19 protein-coding genes are annotated in these 15,783 nt (G+C 60.9%); 10 read left to right on the forward strand and 9 right to left on the reverse strand.

Going from position 1 to position 15,783, the window contains the following annotated elements; genetic code table 11:
- Window positions 1-186 precede the first annotated feature (186 nt).
- Both Q1A07_RS15590 and Q1A07_RS15595 read right to left on the reverse strand, forming a co-directional pair.
- Entirely contained in the window at window positions 187-1,794 is a 1,608-nt protein-coding gene (locus tag Q1A07_RS15590) for a peptide chain release factor 3 (RefSeq protein WP_299782923.1), read from the reverse strand.
- Window positions 1,795-1,879: 85 nt separating this feature from the next.
- On the reverse strand, window positions 1,880-2,887 hold the full coding sequence (locus Q1A07_RS15595; RefSeq protein ID WP_299782924.1) for a Hint domain-containing protein: 1,008 nt from the start codon (window positions 2,885-2,887) through the stop codon (window positions 1,880-1,882).
- Between the two features lie 140 nt (window positions 2,888-3,027).
- On the opposite strand from Q1A07_RS15595, the gene Q1A07_RS15600 reads away from it, so the two are divergent.
- From Q1A07_RS15600 to Q1A07_RS15625, 6 genes are all read left to right on the forward strand, one after another.
- Window positions 3,028-3,807, forward strand: coding sequence for an SDR family oxidoreductase (locus Q1A07_RS15600; RefSeq protein ID WP_299782931.1), 780 nt, complete (start codon window positions 3,028-3,030; stop codon window positions 3,805-3,807).
- A gap of 3 nt (window positions 3,808-3,810) precedes the next feature.
- The gene (locus Q1A07_RS15605) at window positions 3,811-4,929 is read left to right on the forward strand and encodes a hypothetical protein (RefSeq protein ID WP_299782934.1); all 1,119 of its coding nucleotides are present in this window, start codon (window positions 3,811-3,813) and stop codon (window positions 4,927-4,929) included.
- 145 nt (window positions 4,930-5,074) lie between these two features.
- Window positions 5,075-6,157: an ABC transporter ATP-binding protein gene (locus tag Q1A07_RS15610; protein WP_299782936.1), complete on the forward strand. Its 1,083-nt coding sequence runs from the start codon at window positions 5,075-5,077 to the stop codon at window positions 6,155-6,157.
- A gap of 21 nt (window positions 6,158-6,178) precedes the next feature.
- Complete coding sequence (locus tag Q1A07_RS15615) at window positions 6,179-6,529, forward strand: Lin0512 family protein (protein ID WP_299782939.1); 351 nt, start codon at window positions 6,179-6,181, stop codon at window positions 6,527-6,529.
- Entirely contained in the window at window positions 6,522-6,890 is a 369-nt protein-coding gene (locus Q1A07_RS15620) for a Lin0512 family protein (RefSeq protein ID WP_299782941.1), read from the forward strand. The genes Q1A07_RS15615 and Q1A07_RS15620 overlap by 8 nt, the downstream gene beginning before the upstream one ends.
- A gap of 102 nt (window positions 6,891-6,992) precedes the next feature.
- Complete coding sequence (locus tag Q1A07_RS15625; protein ID WP_299782944.1) at window positions 6,993-7,223, forward strand: glycine zipper 2TM domain-containing protein; 231 nt, start codon at window positions 6,993-6,995, stop codon at window positions 7,221-7,223.
- 53 nt (window positions 7,224-7,276) lie between these two features.
- On the opposite strand, the gene Q1A07_RS15630 is transcribed toward Q1A07_RS15625, so the two are convergent.
- Both Q1A07_RS15630 and Q1A07_RS15635 read right to left on the reverse strand, forming a co-directional pair.
- On the reverse strand, window positions 7,277-7,942 hold the full coding sequence (locus Q1A07_RS15630; RefSeq protein WP_299782946.1) for a YafY family protein: 666 nt from the start codon (window positions 7,940-7,942) through the stop codon (window positions 7,277-7,279).
- A 27-nt stretch (window positions 7,943-7,969) separates the two neighbouring features.
- Window positions 7,970-8,344 carry a hypothetical protein gene (locus Q1A07_RS15635; RefSeq protein WP_299782948.1) on the reverse strand — a complete coding sequence of 125 codons (375 nt, stop codon included), beginning with the start codon at window positions 8,342-8,344 and terminating at the stop codon, window positions 7,970-7,972.
- Window positions 8,345-8,569: 225 nt separating this feature from the next.
- Between Q1A07_RS15635 and tatA the strand changes: the two genes are divergently transcribed.
- The 4 genes from tatA to Q1A07_RS15655 are packed head-to-tail and all read left to right on the forward strand — an operon-like array spanning window position 8,570 to window position 10,988.
- Entirely contained in the window at window positions 8,570-8,779 is a 210-nt protein-coding gene (tatA, locus tag Q1A07_RS15640; protein ID WP_195820502.1) for a twin-arginine translocase TatA/TatE family subunit, read from the forward strand.
- A 3-nt stretch (window positions 8,780-8,782) separates the two neighbouring features.
- A complete protein-coding gene (gene tatB, locus Q1A07_RS15645) occupies window positions 8,783-9,235 on the forward strand; it encodes a Sec-independent protein translocase protein TatB (protein WP_299782951.1) in 453 nt (150 codons plus the stop codon).
- Window positions 9,232-10,146, forward strand: a complete 915-nt coding sequence (locus tag Q1A07_RS15650; RefSeq protein ID WP_299782953.1) for a twin-arginine translocase subunit TatC — start codon at window positions 9,232-9,234, stop codon at window positions 10,144-10,146. The genes tatB and Q1A07_RS15650 overlap by 4 nt, the downstream gene beginning before the upstream one ends.
- Complete coding sequence (locus Q1A07_RS15655) at window positions 10,143-10,988, forward strand: ATP-binding protein (protein WP_299782955.1); 846 nt, start codon at window positions 10,143-10,145, stop codon at window positions 10,986-10,988. Before Q1A07_RS15650 ends, Q1A07_RS15655 begins: the two co-directional genes overlap by 4 nt.
- 162 nt (window positions 10,989-11,150) lie before the next feature.
- On the opposite strand, the gene Q1A07_RS15660 is transcribed toward Q1A07_RS15655, so the two are convergent.
- The 5 genes from Q1A07_RS15660 to Q1A07_RS15680 form a co-directional block, all read right to left on the reverse strand.
- A complete protein-coding gene (locus Q1A07_RS15660) occupies window positions 11,151-12,176 on the reverse strand; it encodes a Hint domain-containing protein (protein ID WP_299782957.1) in 1,026 nt (341 codons plus the stop codon).
- 156 nt (window positions 12,177-12,332) lie between these two features.
- Window positions 12,333-13,526 carry a LysM peptidoglycan-binding domain-containing M23 family metallopeptidase gene (locus Q1A07_RS15665; protein WP_299782959.1) on the reverse strand — a complete coding sequence of 398 codons (1,194 nt, stop codon included), beginning with the start codon at window positions 13,524-13,526 and terminating at the stop codon, window positions 12,333-12,335.
- Window positions 13,527-13,595: 69 nt separating this feature from the next.
- Entirely contained in the window at window positions 13,596-14,240 is a 645-nt protein-coding gene (locus Q1A07_RS15670) for a protein-L-isoaspartate(D-aspartate) O-methyltransferase (protein ID WP_299782961.1), read from the reverse strand.
- Complete coding sequence (surE, locus tag Q1A07_RS15675; RefSeq protein ID WP_299782963.1) at window positions 14,237-15,022, reverse strand: 5'/3'-nucleotidase SurE; 786 nt, start codon at window positions 15,020-15,022, stop codon at window positions 14,237-14,239. The genes Q1A07_RS15670 and surE overlap by 4 nt, the downstream gene beginning before the upstream one ends.
- Window positions 15,023-15,095: 73 nt before the next feature.
- Entirely contained in the window at window positions 15,096-15,749 is a 654-nt protein-coding gene (locus tag Q1A07_RS15680) for an SDR family NAD(P)-dependent oxidoreductase (RefSeq protein ID WP_299782965.1), read from the reverse strand.
- Between the last annotated feature and the right edge of the window lie 34 nt (window positions 15,750-15,783).

Genomic DNA, 15,783 nt, shown 5'->3' on the forward strand with positions numbered 1-15,783 from the left:
TGATGTGCGTCCATAGCAACATGTGCCTCCAGCGTCAAACAGATGCGCTATGTCTTGATGAATTAAGGGAAATGACGGGATGCCGCAGCGTCACACCCGATTTCAGCCCGTCATGGCACGGGATTTGACCGAACGCTGTGCGTCCCGCGGCTGCCGGGTTTTCCTAGGGGCATGCCGCGCCCGATGTCAGGCCATCATTTCCTTGGTGGCGGTCAATGTCACATCCGGATAGTCACGCGCAACGCGGTCGATATCCCACTGCAAGCGGGTCAGATACACAATGTCGCCATCATGATCGTGCGCGATATGTTGCTTGTTGCTTTCGCTAAATTTATCAACGGCTTGCTTGTCGCCGCTGACCCAGCGCGCAGAGGTGAACTGGGAGGCCTCGAAACGCACCGGAAGCCCATATTCCAGCTCGATCCGGCTGGCCAGAACTTCGAACTGCAACTGTCCAACAACACCGACGACAAAGCCCGACCCGATGGAGGGTTTGAAGACCTTTGCCGCGCCCTCTTCGGCAAATTGCATCAGGGCTTTTTCAAGGTGTTTGGCTTTCAGCGGATCGCCCGCCCGCACGCCTTGCAGCAGTTCCGGCGCAAAAGAGGGGATGCCGGTAACGCGGATCGCCTCACCTTCGGTCAATGTGTCGCCGATGCGCAGTTGCCCGTGGTTGGGGATGCCGATGATATCCCCGGCCCAGGCCTCTTCGGCCAGCTCGCGGTCACTGGCTAGAAACATCACCGGGTTGGTGATCGCCATTGGCTTCTTGGAGCGCACGTGGGTCAGTTTCATGCCCCGCTCAAAATGTCCCGAGGCCAGCCGCACAAAGGCCACGCGGTCGCGGTGTTTCGGGTCCATATTGGCTTGCACCTTGAAGACGAATCCGGCCACTTTTTTCTCTTCGGGCAGGATCTGGCGCGGCTCGGCCGACTGGATCTGGGGCTGCGGACCGTAGGAGGCGATGCCCTCCATCAACTCCTTGACGCCAAAGGAATTGATCGCGGAGCCGAACCAGATGGGGGTGAGCGATCCTTCGTGCATCGCGGCCATGTCGAGGGGGGGGAGCAATTCGCGCGCCATTTCCAGATCCTCGCGCAGCTTTTCCAGCAGCTCGGCGGGTACATGTTCTGCCAGTTTCGGGTCGTCCAGCCCATTGATCTCGACGCTTTCGGCGACCCGGTTGCGGTCCGCCCGGTCCATCAATTCCAAACGGTCGCGCAGGATATCGTAACACCCCAGAAAGTCGCGCCCGACGCCGATGGGCCAGCTGGCCGGCGTCACGTCGATAGCGAGGTTCTCCTGAATTTCGTCAATGATCTCAAAGACGTCACGGCTTTCCCGGTCCATCTTGTTACAGAAGGTCAGGATGGGCAGATCACGCATGCGGCAGACCTCAAAGAGCTTTTGCGTCTGGCTCTCGACCCCTTTCGCACCGTCGATGACCATAACCGCCGCATCCACTGCCGTGAGTGTGCGATAGGTGTCTTCAGAGAAATCGGAGTGGCCCGGCGTGTCCACCAGATTGAACCGGAACTCCCTGAAATCAAACGACATTGCCGAGGCGGACACGGAAATGCCCCTGTCTTTTTCCATAGCCATAAAGTCAGAGCGGGTGCGGCGGGCCTCGCCCTTGGCGCGCACCTGTCCCGCCATCTGGATCGCCCCGCCAAAGAGCAGGAACTTTTCCGTCAGCGTGGTCTTGCCCGCATCCGGGTGACTGATGATCGCAAAAGTGCGGCGGCGCGCGATTTCAGGCGGCAGATCGGGGCGGTTTTTGGTGGTGTCCAACATGAGCGAGCATATAGCGAGGCAGACCGGGCACAGCAAGCGCTGCGCTCTCGGTGGACAGGTAGGGTGGGCTTCAGGCCACCTGTGATCAGCGCAGCGAGGCGCGACGCAGCAACTCGGCAGCATCTGGATGGTTCAACAGGTCCTTCTGCACGTCGAGCCCCCGCAACGTATCATGGTGCCGTTGAGGCTGCCCGTCCTGACCATTCTGTCCCAGCACAGGTGGCAGCAAGGGCGCCGTTCGGTCATCCACAAGCATGGATTCCGCCGCGATACCTTCGGCGTAGATGATCTGGTGGGTGTCAAACAGCAGTTGAAAATAGTCGATAAATCCGCCTTGTTGTACAGTCACGCTCTGCCCGTTGACCAGATGGCGGGCCTTGACCAGTAATTCCGAACGCCCAGCACCCAACCGATCCGTCCGCTGATAGATGAAAAGTCTGTGGTCCGGGCTCACAACCAGGTTTCGAGTGTTGTTAAGCGTGCCTGCCGCTATGCGAATCGGAGCAAACTCGCCTACCGCGCGTTGCGTGCTGTGCCCGACCCAGCGGATCGGTTGCACCCCATCATCGCGGGTCAGTACCGGATCACCCGGCTGCAGCTCTTCGATCGGGCGCTGGCGGCCTGATCCCATGGTGATATGCGTGCCGCGGGAAAAGGAGACACAGGCCACCTGCGCCAGTTTTCGGGCGGCATCGGACCTGTCGATCCCGACCAGTTGGTATTCGGTCTTGGGGACCAGCGGTGCCAGCGGCAGCGCAAAAACATCCTCCGCATGCCCATCAGCGCCTACTTGCACAAGGATCAGCACTTCGGTCACCGGAGCATCCTGTGACATCAAAGTGAGCGCACAGTCCAGGTGCACCTCGGCGCCCGGTGTGCCCAATTCAGTGTCCGTGCCGATGACCATTTCGTGGGTATGCGCCCGCAACAAGGCCAGCCGCGCGAGCTCGGCGCCCGACCGTAGCCCATAGATGTCATCCATGATCAGATCATCGGCAAAGCTCAGGCCGTCCCCTTCGTTCGCGCCGGAGATCACCAGTAAATCGGCAGCCCGCAAAACGGAAACGGATTGGCTGGTGGTGATCAGGGACATCAGCGGCGGTCGCTTTCTTCAAGGTGCATCAGCGCATTAACCTAGAATTGTGGCAGGTACCGGTCAACTTTCCGGTGTTTTACTGGTCTCCACCGCGTGCGAGGTGCTACGCATGCGATGAATCACGGGAGGAGCATGACATGGATTTGGGTATTAATGGTAAACGGGCGGTTGTCTGTGCCTCTTCCAAGGGGTTGGGGTTTGGATGCGCCCAGGCTTTGGCGGCCGCGGGCTGCGATCTCATCCTGAATGCACGGGGTGCAGATGCGCTGGAAACTGCGGCCGACGCAATCCGCGCCGCCCACGGTGTGTCCGTTCAGACAGTGGCTGCGGACGTGACGAGCGAAGAGGGGCGCGCAGCCGTGCTCGACGCGGCGCAAGGCGTTGATATCCTTGTGAACAACGCTGGCGGCCCACCGCCCGGCATGTGGCACGACTGGGATCGGGATGATTTCATCAAGGCGCTGGATGCCAACATGCTGACGCCCATCGCGATGATCAAGGCGCTGGTGCCCGGCATGATGGAGCGGGGCTGGGGCCGGGTGGTCAATATCACCTCGCAATCGGTCAAGGCGCCGATCCCGCAACTGGGCCTCAGCAATGCGGCACGCACCGGGCTGACGGGCTATGTGGCGGGCACAAGCCGTCAGGTAGCGGGGTCCGGGGTGACGATCAACAACCTGCTACCGGGTATTCACGCAACCGACCGCGCCGAAGCGCTGGACGGCCCCGTGGCCAAGCGGGAAGGTATCACCATCGAAGAGGCCCGCGCGCGCCGCTCGGCCACCATCCCCGCCGGACGCTACGGCACCGCAGAGGAATTCGGGGCCACCTGCGCCTTCCTGTGTTCGCAGCACGCAGGGTTCATCGTTGGCCAGAACATCCTGTGCGATGGCGGCGCCACCAACGCCACGATCTGATCCATGGCGGAACGGTTTTCTCTCAAGGACGCGCTTTTCAACGCCGAGAGCGTCGGCCAGTTGGCTGGTGAATACGCAGGTGCTGTCCCCGGCTTTGATGCCGACAGGTTCAAGGCGGAGGCGCTGGCAGGATTTCCCGACCGTGAATTGATGGCGCGACTGGAGTGGCTCGCCGATTGCATCGAGACGCAGTTGGCCGATGACTTTCCGACCATGGCCGAGCAGCTGGAAGCCGCGATGCCCGCGCCATTGGACCCTGGCCTCAAAGACGACGACTTTGGTCAGTTCATTCACGCGGTGCCGGGCATTCTGGCCGTACGGCACGGGCTGGAGGATCATCGGGACCGGGCGATGGACCTGCTCTACCGGGCCACACAGCGGTTCTCGATGGAATTCTACATCCGCCCTTTCCTCAACCGCTGGACGGAGGCAACGCTCGCTGATCTGGAAACATGGGCCGTGGATCAGAACTACCATGTCCGGCGATTGGTGAGCGAAGGTACCCGTCCGAAACTGCCCTGGGCCAAGGCCGTGACGCTGACACCGGATCAGACCCTGCCGCTGCTCGACCGGCTGCAGGGGGATCCCACGCGCTATGTGACACGCTCTGTCGCGAACCATCTCAATGACCTCTCCAAAACCCATGACGATCTGGTGCTCGGCAGGCTGTCGGCGTGGCAGGCAAAAGCGATCCAGACACCCAAAGAGTTGGATTGGATGACCCGTCACGCCCTGCGCACCCTGATCAAGCAGGGGCATCCGGGAGCGATGACTGCTCTGGGGTTTGACGGGGACGTGCCGGTCTCTGTCGCCCTTGATATCGAAACGCCGCAGGTCGCAATGGGGGAGGCCTTGTGCTTTTCCTGCCGTGTCGCGGCGGAAGTCGATCTGCCGCTCCTTGTGGATTACAGGATCACCTTTGCCCGTCCGGGCGGCAAACAGGCGGCAAAAGTTTTCAAGCTGAAACAGGGCCAGAGCACACCGGCAAAACCCTTCGAGGTGCGCAAGGTTCACAAGCTGAAAGGCAACGCGACGACATTTACGCTGCACCCCGGCACACATCTGATTACGGTTCAGGTCAATGGCGTGGACCGCGCGCAGGCATCCTTTGAACTGGGCTGAGGCAGGGCTTGGCCGCACCGGTTGAATCTCGGGCGGGACGATCTGCCTGCACCACGGAGGCGCGCGCGCGGCTGCAGTGCTTGCGGGCACGCCAAAGGGCTGATAGCTCGTTATCCGATGAATTCTATCGGATTTGGACCGCCACGTGACCACTCCCCCTGCACGGCTGGAAATCAGGAACCTGCGCCGCGTCTTTGACGGGCGCGCCGTGGTTGATAACGTCAGCATTGCCATTCAGCCGGGGCAGGTGACCTGCCTGCTGGGGCCCTCGGGTTGCGGTAAATCCACGACCCTGCGGATGATCGCGGGTGTGGAAATGCAGGACAGCGGCGAGATTTACGTGGACGGCCAGCTGGTCTGTGACACGATTTTCCGCCTGCCGCCGGAAAGGCGCGAGATCGGCCTGATGTTTCAGGACTTCGCCCTCTTCCCGCATCTCAGCGTGGCCGACAATGTGGCCTTTGGCCTGAAGGGGGCCACCAAAGTCCAGAAACGCGCGCGGGTAGAGGAGCTGCTGGAGCGGGTGGACCTGATGCGCTTCATTGATGGCTTTCCGCATCAGCTGTCAGGCGGGGAACAGCAGCGCGTTGCGCTGGCCCGCGCGCTGGCACCGAAGCCCAAGATCATGCTGATGGACGAGCCTTTCTCCGGCCTCGACAATCGCCTGCGCGACGGCATTCGGGACGAGACCCTGACCATCCTCAAGGAGGAGAACACCGCCGTCCTGCTGGTCACCCACGAGCCCGAAGAGGCCATGCGCATGGCCGATGAAATCGCTCTGATGCGCGACGGCAGGATTGTGCAGCAGGGCGCGCCTTATAACGTCTATACCCGACCGGTGGACCGCGCCGCCGTAGCGTTCTTTTCGGATGCCAATGTGCTGCGGGCCACGGTGAGCGGCGCCTTGGCGGAAACACCCTTCGGTCAGTTTCTGGCGCCCGGCGTGCCGGATGGCACGGATGTGCACATCGTTTTCAGGCCGCAACACCTGCGCATTGATTTCGACCGGAACGGGCAGGGGCCCAAACCCACCGCGACGGACGGCACGGCGGCGCGCGGGGTTGTGCAGCGGGCGCGGTTCATGGGCAACGAAAGCCTCGTGGAATTTGCGATGGATTATGATGGCTCTGTCCTGCGCGCGACGGTGCCCAATGTGTTCCTGCCGCAGCCGGGGACCGTCATGTGGCTGACGATCCGGCGCGACAGATGCTTTGTATTCGATGCCTGAGGGGCGCAGAGGAGAATGGCGATGACAAGACTGCTGGTGGAATTCGGCATGGGCACCTCGCTGCGGCGGGGCGACTATACGCAGGCGGCGGTGCGTGGGGTGAAGGACGCCTTGTGGCATAATTCGATCAACCTGGCCGAGCTGTTCGGATTTGAGAAAACGGATATGCAAATCCGCGTCGACATCGGCGTCCAGAACCCCGATGCCGTCGATGTGGCGGAAGTGCTCAAGGTTTTTCCCTACGGCGATGCGCAGGTGCATGTGCAGCACGGCGGGCTGGATATTTCGCGCCCCGAGGGCGAGGGCAACCCGACGATCATGGCCAATGTGGCGCTGACCGTTGGCTTTGACATGGAGCGGGCCGATGGCTGAGCAACGTCTGATCATTGAAATGGGCATGGGCAACGACCTGCATGGGCAGGATTACACCAAGGCGGCCAAACGCGCGATCGAGGATGCGTTTCGCCATTCGTCGCTGCCGATCTTTGGCGTCGTTGGATTGGGGCACGATCAGATGCGGGTTCAGGTCACCGTCGGGGTGCAAGACCCCGAGGCCGTTGATGTGGACGCCCTCGTGTCTACCCTGCCGCGGGGCCGCGCAGAGGTGCGCGTGGTCAAGGGCGGGCTGAACGTCGGCACGGACACGGATGACCCGATTGTGATCGCGCAAGCCAGCGTGGAGGCCTTTTTGCCGCCGCAAACCGATTGGCGGCTGCGCGCTCAAAGCCAGTAATTTTTTTCGATAGTTTGGACTATTTTCGGACTTTATGCGTTATCCCTTCACGGGCGCGCTGCATGTCGCGGGCGACCCAATGTTTGAAAAAGGACCAGTACGATGAAAAAATTCGGTATTCTCAGCGCTTTGGGTGTGATGGCAGTGCTGCAGGCCTGTGCAACAACCCCGCAACAACAACGGCAGGTCGGATGCACCGGCGCCGGTGTCGCCGGTGCACTGGCCGGGGCTGCTGTTGGCAATCAGCTGGGTGGCGGATCCGGCAGAGATATCCTGACCGCCGGTGGTGCGGTCGCGGGCGGCCTCGCCGGCAACAACGCGGCGGGCTGCTGAGCGCAGAGCGTTACCATCCCGCGTTCCTTGCGCGGTGACCGATCTGCGATGCCTCAGGGCACGTAGTCGGCAAGCGTCTTTCCGGGCTCGTCGACAAAAAGCTCGGGAAGCGCGTCTGCTGTCTGGATCAGATCGACCCGGAACACGCGGAAATCATTGCGCAATTCGCACCATGATGTGAGCGTCCAGATCCGTCCCCAATACTCCATATGCAGGGGGCGGATCGTACGCGTGGTCACCCGCGCCTCCTTGGAGGTATAGGTCAGGCGCAGTTTCTGTTTCGCCCGGATCGCCGCGCGCAGTGTCGGCATATGGGCGAACCCGCGTGCGGCATCCGCGAAAGGGTAGACCGCAAATTTCCATTGATCCGCGTCGGCGATGGTCTTCGTGGGTAACACCGCATCGACCTTGTCCGCCAAGCTCAGGGCGGCAGCTTTCAGATCAGGGTCAGCGGCTTCCGCCACAATCGCCATGCCGAGGTTCAACGCCTCCAGCTCCGCCACGGTCAGGTTCAGCGGCGGCAGGCTGATCGCTTCGGTGATCATGTAGCCCACGCCACGTTCACCCTCCACCGGCACGCCAGAGGCCACGAGCGTGTCCATGTCGCGGTAAATCGTGCGGGTCGAGACTTCCAGGGTCTCCGCGATGTCCTGCGCGCGGTGCAGTTTCCCGTCGCGCAGGATCTGGATGATGTCAAAAAGGCGGTCAGTGCGACGCATGGGCCGACCCTGCCACCGACCCGCCGTCTAGTCCATCTGCATCAGAACCGGCGCATGGCGCAACTGCGCTGATCCCTCCGCCATCATAGCAAAGAACGCAGCGAATTCAGGGCGTTCCATTGCCTGCGCTTCGGTAGCCTTGGCCGCTTCAAGCGACGTCCAGAGGATGTAGTCGGTCCAGAGGCCATTTTCATCCCGCGACAATTGACGGGACAGGACGGCACCGGTGTCGCGCAGGAAGGCTTCGGTCTTGCGCGCCGCCTGCAACAGGTCTTCGGTTTCGATGCCATCCCTGACGGTGTAGGTCACAATTTCGGCAACCGGCATCTGTGCCGTGCCGCCCCTGGCAGTATCCGCTGCCGCAAATGGTACAAAGGGGGTAAGACGCGTGAGTCTGCGCATGAACGTATCCTTTCTGTATCTTGCGTTCGACGTGGACATGGCAGACATCAACTGACATAAACCTGTCAGTTGATGTCCAGAGGCCGTGATTTCTTGAATAAGTGACGGGTGTCCGAGGCCGTTTGGACGCATCAGCGCTTTCGGGATCTGCAGGATTTCCGTAGTTCTATAAGCGACTTGAGCGGGTCCCTGCTGTCGGGATTCGCACGATATGGGAGAAATGACATGTTGAACAATATTGGTCTGCCGGGCCTGCTGTTGATTGCCGTGGTGGTGCTTGTGCTCTTTGGCCGCGGTAAAATCTCGAGCCTCATGGGCGAAGTGGGCAAGGGCATCACTTCGTTCAAGAAAGGCATCAGCGAAGGTCAGGATGAAATTGCCAAGGCCGAAGAGGCCAAGGACGTCACCCCCGAGACGGAAAAAGACAAGGTCTAAACAATGCTCGACATCGGCTGGACGGAGATGCTGGTCATCGGCATCGTCGCGCTCATTGTTGTGGGTCCCAAGGATTTGCCGGTTCTGTTCCGCAAGCTGGGGCAGGCCGTGGGCAAGGCCAAGGGCATGGCGCGCGAGTTCAGCCGGGCCATGAATGATGCCGCCGATGAGACCGGTATGAAGGACGTGGCCAAGGGGCTGAAAACGGCAACGAACCCGATCAATTCCGCGATGGATGGCGTGAAAAGCGCCGCTGCCGATCTGGGCAAGTTCGATCCTGACAGCGAAACCGGCAAGCTGGCGGCGCAACGGGCGGAAGACACCAAGAAAATTCAGGCCGCCACGGCGCGTGCCGCTGCCGACCGGAAGATGAAAGAAGCGCAGGAGGCGCAGGCCAGGGCCGCCGAGCTTGAGGCCGCGCGCGATGCCGAGCCACCTGCAAAGAGTGATACATGAGCGCATCTGACGACATTGACGAAAGCGCCGCCCCGCTGATCGAGCATCTGGCGGAGTTGCGCACACGGCTGATCCGCTCTGTGATCGCCTTCCTGATCGGCATCGTGCTGGTCTTCACGGTGGCCGAGCCGATTCTGCAGTTCCTGCTCGGCCCCATCGAGGAAACTCTGCGCGAATTGGGCGATCCGTCGCCCACCATGCAGTACACCTCGCCGCAGGAATACCTCTTCACCCTGTTCCGCATCTCAATGGTCTTTGGCTTTGCGCTGGCCTTCCCGGTGATCGGGTTTCAGCTCTGGCGCTTTGTAGCGCCGGGCCTCTACAAAACGGAAAAGAACGCGTTTTTGCCCTTCCTGATCGCATCGCCCGTCATGTTCCTGTTGGGCGCATCCTTTGCGCATTTCGTTGTCACACCGCTGGCCATGGCCTTTTTCCTTGGCTTTGCGGATGTGCCCTCGATCATCGCGGACCTTATGGGGTCTGTCACTGGCGCGGATCAGGTCCCGGTTGTCGCAGGCGCTGCGCAGGAGGGTATTCGCATTACCTTCTTCGGGAAGGTGAACGAATCCCTTGATATCACGCTGAAATTCATCATGGCCTTTGGGCTTTGCTTTCAACTGCCGGTGCTTCTGACCCTGATGGGAAAGGCCGGGTTGGTGAACGCCGAGGGGCTTGGCAATGTCCGGAAATATGCTGTCGTGGCCATTCTCGTGCTGGCTGCCCTGGTCACGCCGCCCGATGTCATCACGCAGGGCATTCTCTTCACAGTGGTCTACGGGCTCTACGAGGTGTCTATTTTCCTTGTCCGGCGGGTGGAGACCAAGCGCGAAGCGAAGCTGCGCGAGGAAGGTGTCTGGTTCGAGGATGACGATGAAGAAGCAGATGACATCGCCGAGGACCAGCTGAAGTGATCGACGATCCGATGGACCGCATCGCGGCGGCATTGGAGCGCATGGCGCCAGCGCCGCAACCCGCGCCTGATTTTTCCGTAGCATCAGCTTTTGTCTGGCACGTGGAGCCGGATCGTCTGGAACCGGTGCAGCGTGTCGCGCGGGTGGACTTGCCGTTGCTGGTTGGGGTGGATCGATCACGGGATACCTTGCTGAAGAACACCGAACAATTTGCTCGCGGTTTGCCAGCGAACAACGCGCTGCTATGGGGCGCGCGGGGTATGGGAAAATCAAGCCTTGTGAAGGCAATACACGGAAAAGTTCACGCGCAACATGAGGCTTTGCGCATCGTCGAATTGCAACGCGAAGATCTGCCCTCGGTTGGTCGCCTGCTGAACCTTCTGCGCGATGCGCCCTATCGCTTTATCCTGTTTTGCGACGATCTGTCCTTTGGCCATGATGATGCACACTATAAGAGCCTGAAAGCGGTGCTTGACGGCGGTATCGAAGGGCGACCGGAGAATGTGGTGCTCTACGCGACATCGAACCGGCGTCACCTGATGCCACGCGACATGATCGAGAATGAACGCGGCAGTGCGATCAACCCCTCTGAAGCGGTCGAGGAAAAGGTATCGCTGTCAGATCGTTTCGGGCTGTGGCTGGGCTTTCATCCCTGTGACCAGGACCAGTATCTGGAAATGATCCGCGGCTATTGCGATGCCTATGGTGTCGAAATCTCGGATGCTGATCTGCGTGCGGAAGCCGTTGAATGGCAGGCCACACGTGGTGCGCGCTCGGGCCGCGTCGCCTGGCAGTATTTTACTGATTTGGCGGGCAGGCGGGGTGTGGTGCTGGCTGATTAACGGGCTGGACTAGGCGAACAACCTTGGCGCGGCGTCCAGAGCATCTCATTGCCGTTCGGTTGCGTTGCAAAGTGATGCAAAGCGATTTGCAGAATCCTCTGTCCTTGTTGCCGAGAAAAAACGATGCCGTGACCGTTTGTGCGTTTTTTCTCAAGGAATGGGTCATGAGAGAAGACACGCAGCCTCGAAACGGCGCAAGCAGCGCGCGGCCTTGGGTCCAAAGGACTGCAGGTCCGGGAAGAGTGTTTCGATTTCCATCCGCGCCGCAGGGTTCACGGTCTGCAGCGTCATGTCGCCGGGATAGAGGCTTTCCGACCACAATCCCGAGGCCTGCACCAGATGATGCGCATCAAAGAGGATGTGACAGTACGTCACGATACCCCCGGGGCGTCTGTAAACGCCTTCGTGTCCCAGAAGGTCGACAGCGCGTACCAGAACATCCGGCGCGCCATACAGCAGTTCCGCCCGCCAGTCTTCCAGCAGCAAGGCATGTTGTGGCGAGACAATCAGATCGCGATCGTTTCCTAAAACGCCTGCTGAAATGACGATGGGCGCAAGATCGCCCACTGCGGGCACCATGGTCGCGCCCGCCCATCGCAGGGGCTGTGCGCCGGCATCCCGTGTCAACACCATGTCATCTGCCTTCAACGTCTCTACAGCCCGCGGCCCGAATGGTGTTTCGATCAGCGTTCCCGCCGCAAAACATACAACGGTAGCCCCGAGACCCAGATGCGGCGTGCTATTGTCATTCTCGACGATGCCAAGGACGTTCAGGTCGGTGTCTGCCGGGGGCATGCCGTCGGGAAAGACCAGGAAGTATCCGTTTTCCGCACCTGCCTGGATGGAATCGTCATTGTTCAGATCGACGTCGATGACAGCGACCCGCCACGTATCGGTACCGTCGGTCACTTCGAACGTATAGTCCCAGATCAGCTGGGTCTGTGTGCCGCCGATATCGGTTGTTTGCTCCCAGGTACCGCCAATCTGTTCCTGCGCCGAGACTTCTTCATTTGTCGGATCGCCATTGAATTGGGTGGCCCCGTCGTTTTCCTCGACAACGAAATAGGTGTCGGTGCCGGTATAGCGCCAGACGCCGCTGGGGGCGAAGCGATAGTCAATCGCCGCGCCACCAGTGGTTGATGACTGTGTGCCAAAAATGGCGAATGTATAGGCGTAGAAAACCGCCATAGGTGCCGTCCAATGGTTGAAAACCTGTTGGATTGTTTCTGACGGTGAAACGCGGCAGCAGAATGGCCCGTGATCCGGCATTGGGGCAGGATCAGGGCATTTCCCGGGTTATTTCAGTGCGTTAACACTTTTAGATTGATTTGACCGACGCGCCTATCACTGCAGGTAGGGCATCGGATCGACACTGTCGAAGCCTTTGCGCACCTCAAAATGCACATAGGCATCGCTGCCGCTGCGCAGTTTTGCAATGGGCTGACCGCGTTTGACCTTGGTGCCTTTTTCCACGGAAACATCTGTCACATTTGCATAGACGGTCAGCAACTCAGGGTCGTGCCGGACAACAATGATAGGAATGCCATCGGCGCTTTTCGTGATCGCAGCCACCGTACCTGCATCCGCCGCGTTGACGGGGGCGCCGGCGTCGGCCTTGATGTTGATGCCTTCGTTCTTGCCCTTGGCGTATTCGCGGATGATCGAACCGGTAACGGGGAACACCATACGCGCGTCCGAAGAGGTTTGGGTCTGTTCGCCCACATCCACCGGCGGTGGGGCCGCGACAGTCTTCTGAGGCTCGGCCTCGGGCAAAGGCTTCACAGCACTGGGCGGGGTCGGCGTGGGAGAGCCTGCGCCGGGCTTGGTGACAGTGGCGGCAACCGGGGCCGCCTGCTTTGCAACCGGGATCAGGAGGTACTGCCCCTCACGAATGGCAAAATCTGAGCCCAGCCCGTTCCATTCAGCCAGCGATTTGACCGGTACCTGGTAGAGGCGCGCGATGGTATAGGCGGTTTCGCCACGTTCAACCTTGTGACGCGTGGGTTCATCACCGGTTTGTGGTTTTGGCGTTGCTGCCGCTGTTGCGGGGGGAAGGGCAGCCGTTTGCACGCCCTGACCTTCTGGCGTCCGGTTGATCGCGTCGCCGGCCAGCGTACCGATATCAACACTGCCGGACTGGATCGGGCCGGTTCCCACGGCGCCCGTTGCGGGAGAGGGTTCAGCCACGCGTTTCGGCAAGGCAATCACCTCGCCCTTTCGCAGCGGCACATCGGCCTCGATCCCGTTGAAACGCGCCAGCTCAGGCGTGCTGACACCCAGTCGCGATGCGATGCTCTGGATTGTGTCGCCGCGTTCGGCCACGGCCACTTGATAGTTCGGGTAAGAGATAACGCCCCGGTCATCGGGCTGTGGTCGCTCGGCCGTTGCGGCGCCGGTTGCGGCGCTTGCGGTACTGAAGCCCCCAAGCCCGCCCCGCAGATCGAAGTCCAGCGGATCGGTACAGGCGGTCAGTGCCACCAGTGACGTTACGGTCATCAGCGAAAGGCGCGCTCGGCTGCGCGAAATCCTAAGGGTCATCTGCTTGTCCTCAATCGGGCCACGGCCACGCATTGGTTGGTCCAACACTTTATACCCCTTTATAGCAGCTTATGCGTCCTTTCCCAAGCCTTCGAGTAAAGGCACGAAGCGAACCTGACGCAATTCTTCGTAATCAATGCCTTCCGCCGTCTTGCGCACGATGATGAGGTGCTGCACGGCATCGGATTGTCCGACCGGCACCACCATGATGCCGCCGACCTTGAGCTGCTCCATCAGGGTGCCGGGCGGGTCCTCGGCCGCTGCGGTCACGATGATCCGGTCAAAAGGGGCCTGATCGGGAATGCCGAAACTGCCGTCCGCGGTGATCGCGGTGATGTTGGTGAGCCCCATGTCGTCAAAAAGGTCGCGGGCCTCGCGCACCAGGCGGCTGTGCCTGTCGATGGTGTAGACGCGCCGGGCCAGTTTGCTGAGGATGGCGGCCTGGTAGCCCGAGCCCGTGCCAACCTCGAGCACTTTGTCGCGTGGGCTGACGTGCAGTGCCTGCGTCATCAATCCTACAACCGAGGGCTGGCTGATGGTCTGGCCACAGGCGATGGGCAGTGGCATGTCCTCATAGGCGCGCCCCGAAAAGATGCCCCGGATGAAGGGTCCGCGATCAATCGCCTCCATTGCGGAAAGCACGCGTTTGTCTGTCACCCCCTTGGAGCGGAGGGCGTAGAGAAACTGCATTTTGCGTTCCGCGTCCTCGCTCATGTGGCGATGCCCGAGAGCTGATCCATCATGTCGTGGGCCGTGAGATCCGCGCGCATTGGTGTCACGGAGACGTAGCCATCGAGGTTGTCGGCAGCGTCCGAACCGGGGGCTGTGGCGATCTGCTGATTGCCGCCCCTGATCCAGAGGAAGCGGCGGCCTGAGGGAGAGAGATGCGGCTCGGTTGAAAACCCCGTGCCCGGGCGCATGCCTTGGGTGGAAAGCCGGATGCCCTTGACGTCCGCGCCGGTCACCGGCGGGAAATTCACGTTGTAGAAAAGCCGGTAGCCGCCGTTTTCTTCTGGCGTGCGGGCCAGAATACGCCGGACCACCTCGGCACCATGCTGCGCTGCCGCCTCGAAAGGGTTGTCCGTCTTGGCGTTGCCGGGTCCGTAGTATTGCGACAGGGCAATCGCCGGAAGGCCTTGCAAGGCCGCCTCCATTGCACCGCCAATGGTCCCGGAATAGAGCGTGTTTTCGGCGGAGTTGTTGCCCCGGTTCACGCCAGACAGCACCAGATCGGGGGGCGTGTCTTTCATCACGTCATGCAAACCGGCAAGCACGCAATCGGCGGGTGAGCCTTCGGCGGCAAAGCGGCGTGGGCCAAATTCGCTGATCATCATCGGATGGGTGTAGCTGATGCAATGGCCAACGCCCGATTGCTCAAAGGCGGGGGCGACCGTCCAGACCTCGCCGCCGTCGCCGGCAAGTTCGGTCGCAATGGCGTGAAGCACCTCTAAACCGGGGGCGTTGATACCGTCGTCATTTGTGATGAGAATGCGCATGAATGGGTCCCTTTGCGCCTTGATAGGCGAGGGGTGTGCAGGCGGCAAGGGTGGGTGCCTCCGGCGGGCATATTTATAGTGCCGATGAAACCTGTATCTCTGCCAGAAGTCGTTTCGCCTGCCCGGCGGGATCGTTCAGAGGCGCGCGGTCTTCGCCCGGAAAGAAGCGGGCGCGGGTGGCCGTAGGCATCGGTTCCGGTGTCAGGATGTGAACCCTGGGGCCGGTTTTGATGGTTTCGGCCTGCCAGCTTTTGGCGAGGGTGATTTGCGCGGATTTGGTGGCGCCGTAGCTGCCGAAGAATTTTGCGCCTGCGTTTGGATCATCGAAGAATGCCGCCTGCCCGTTTTGGCCCAGCAGAGGGGCAACATAGCTGATCAGCGTGGCGGTGGCGGTGACATTGCAGGCGGTGGATTTGGCGAAATCCTCGGCATCAATATGATCAGCGGGTGCCAAAGGGGCCGCGTGGATGGCGGTGTGCAGCCATAGATCCAGGCTGCCCCAGCGGTCGAAGATGCCCCGGCAGAGCGTCGCCATGGCGTCGGCATTGGTGACATCCATCGGGGCCAGCGTGGCGCTGCCGCCCTTGGCGCTGATCCGGTCGTCCAGCTCTTCCAGTGCACCGGTGGTTTTGGCCACGGCGATGATGTGATGGGTTGGGCAGAGGGCTTCGGCGAGGGCGGCACCAAGGCCACGGGACGCGCCGGTGATAAGGGCTGTTTTTGTCATGGCGCCGGTGTGTGGCTTGTGGCCGGAAAGGTCA

It is taken from the genome of uncultured Roseobacter sp., assembly GCF_947492555.1.
Taxonomy (GTDB): domain Bacteria; phylum Pseudomonadota; class Alphaproteobacteria; order Rhodobacterales; family Rhodobacteraceae; genus Roseobacter.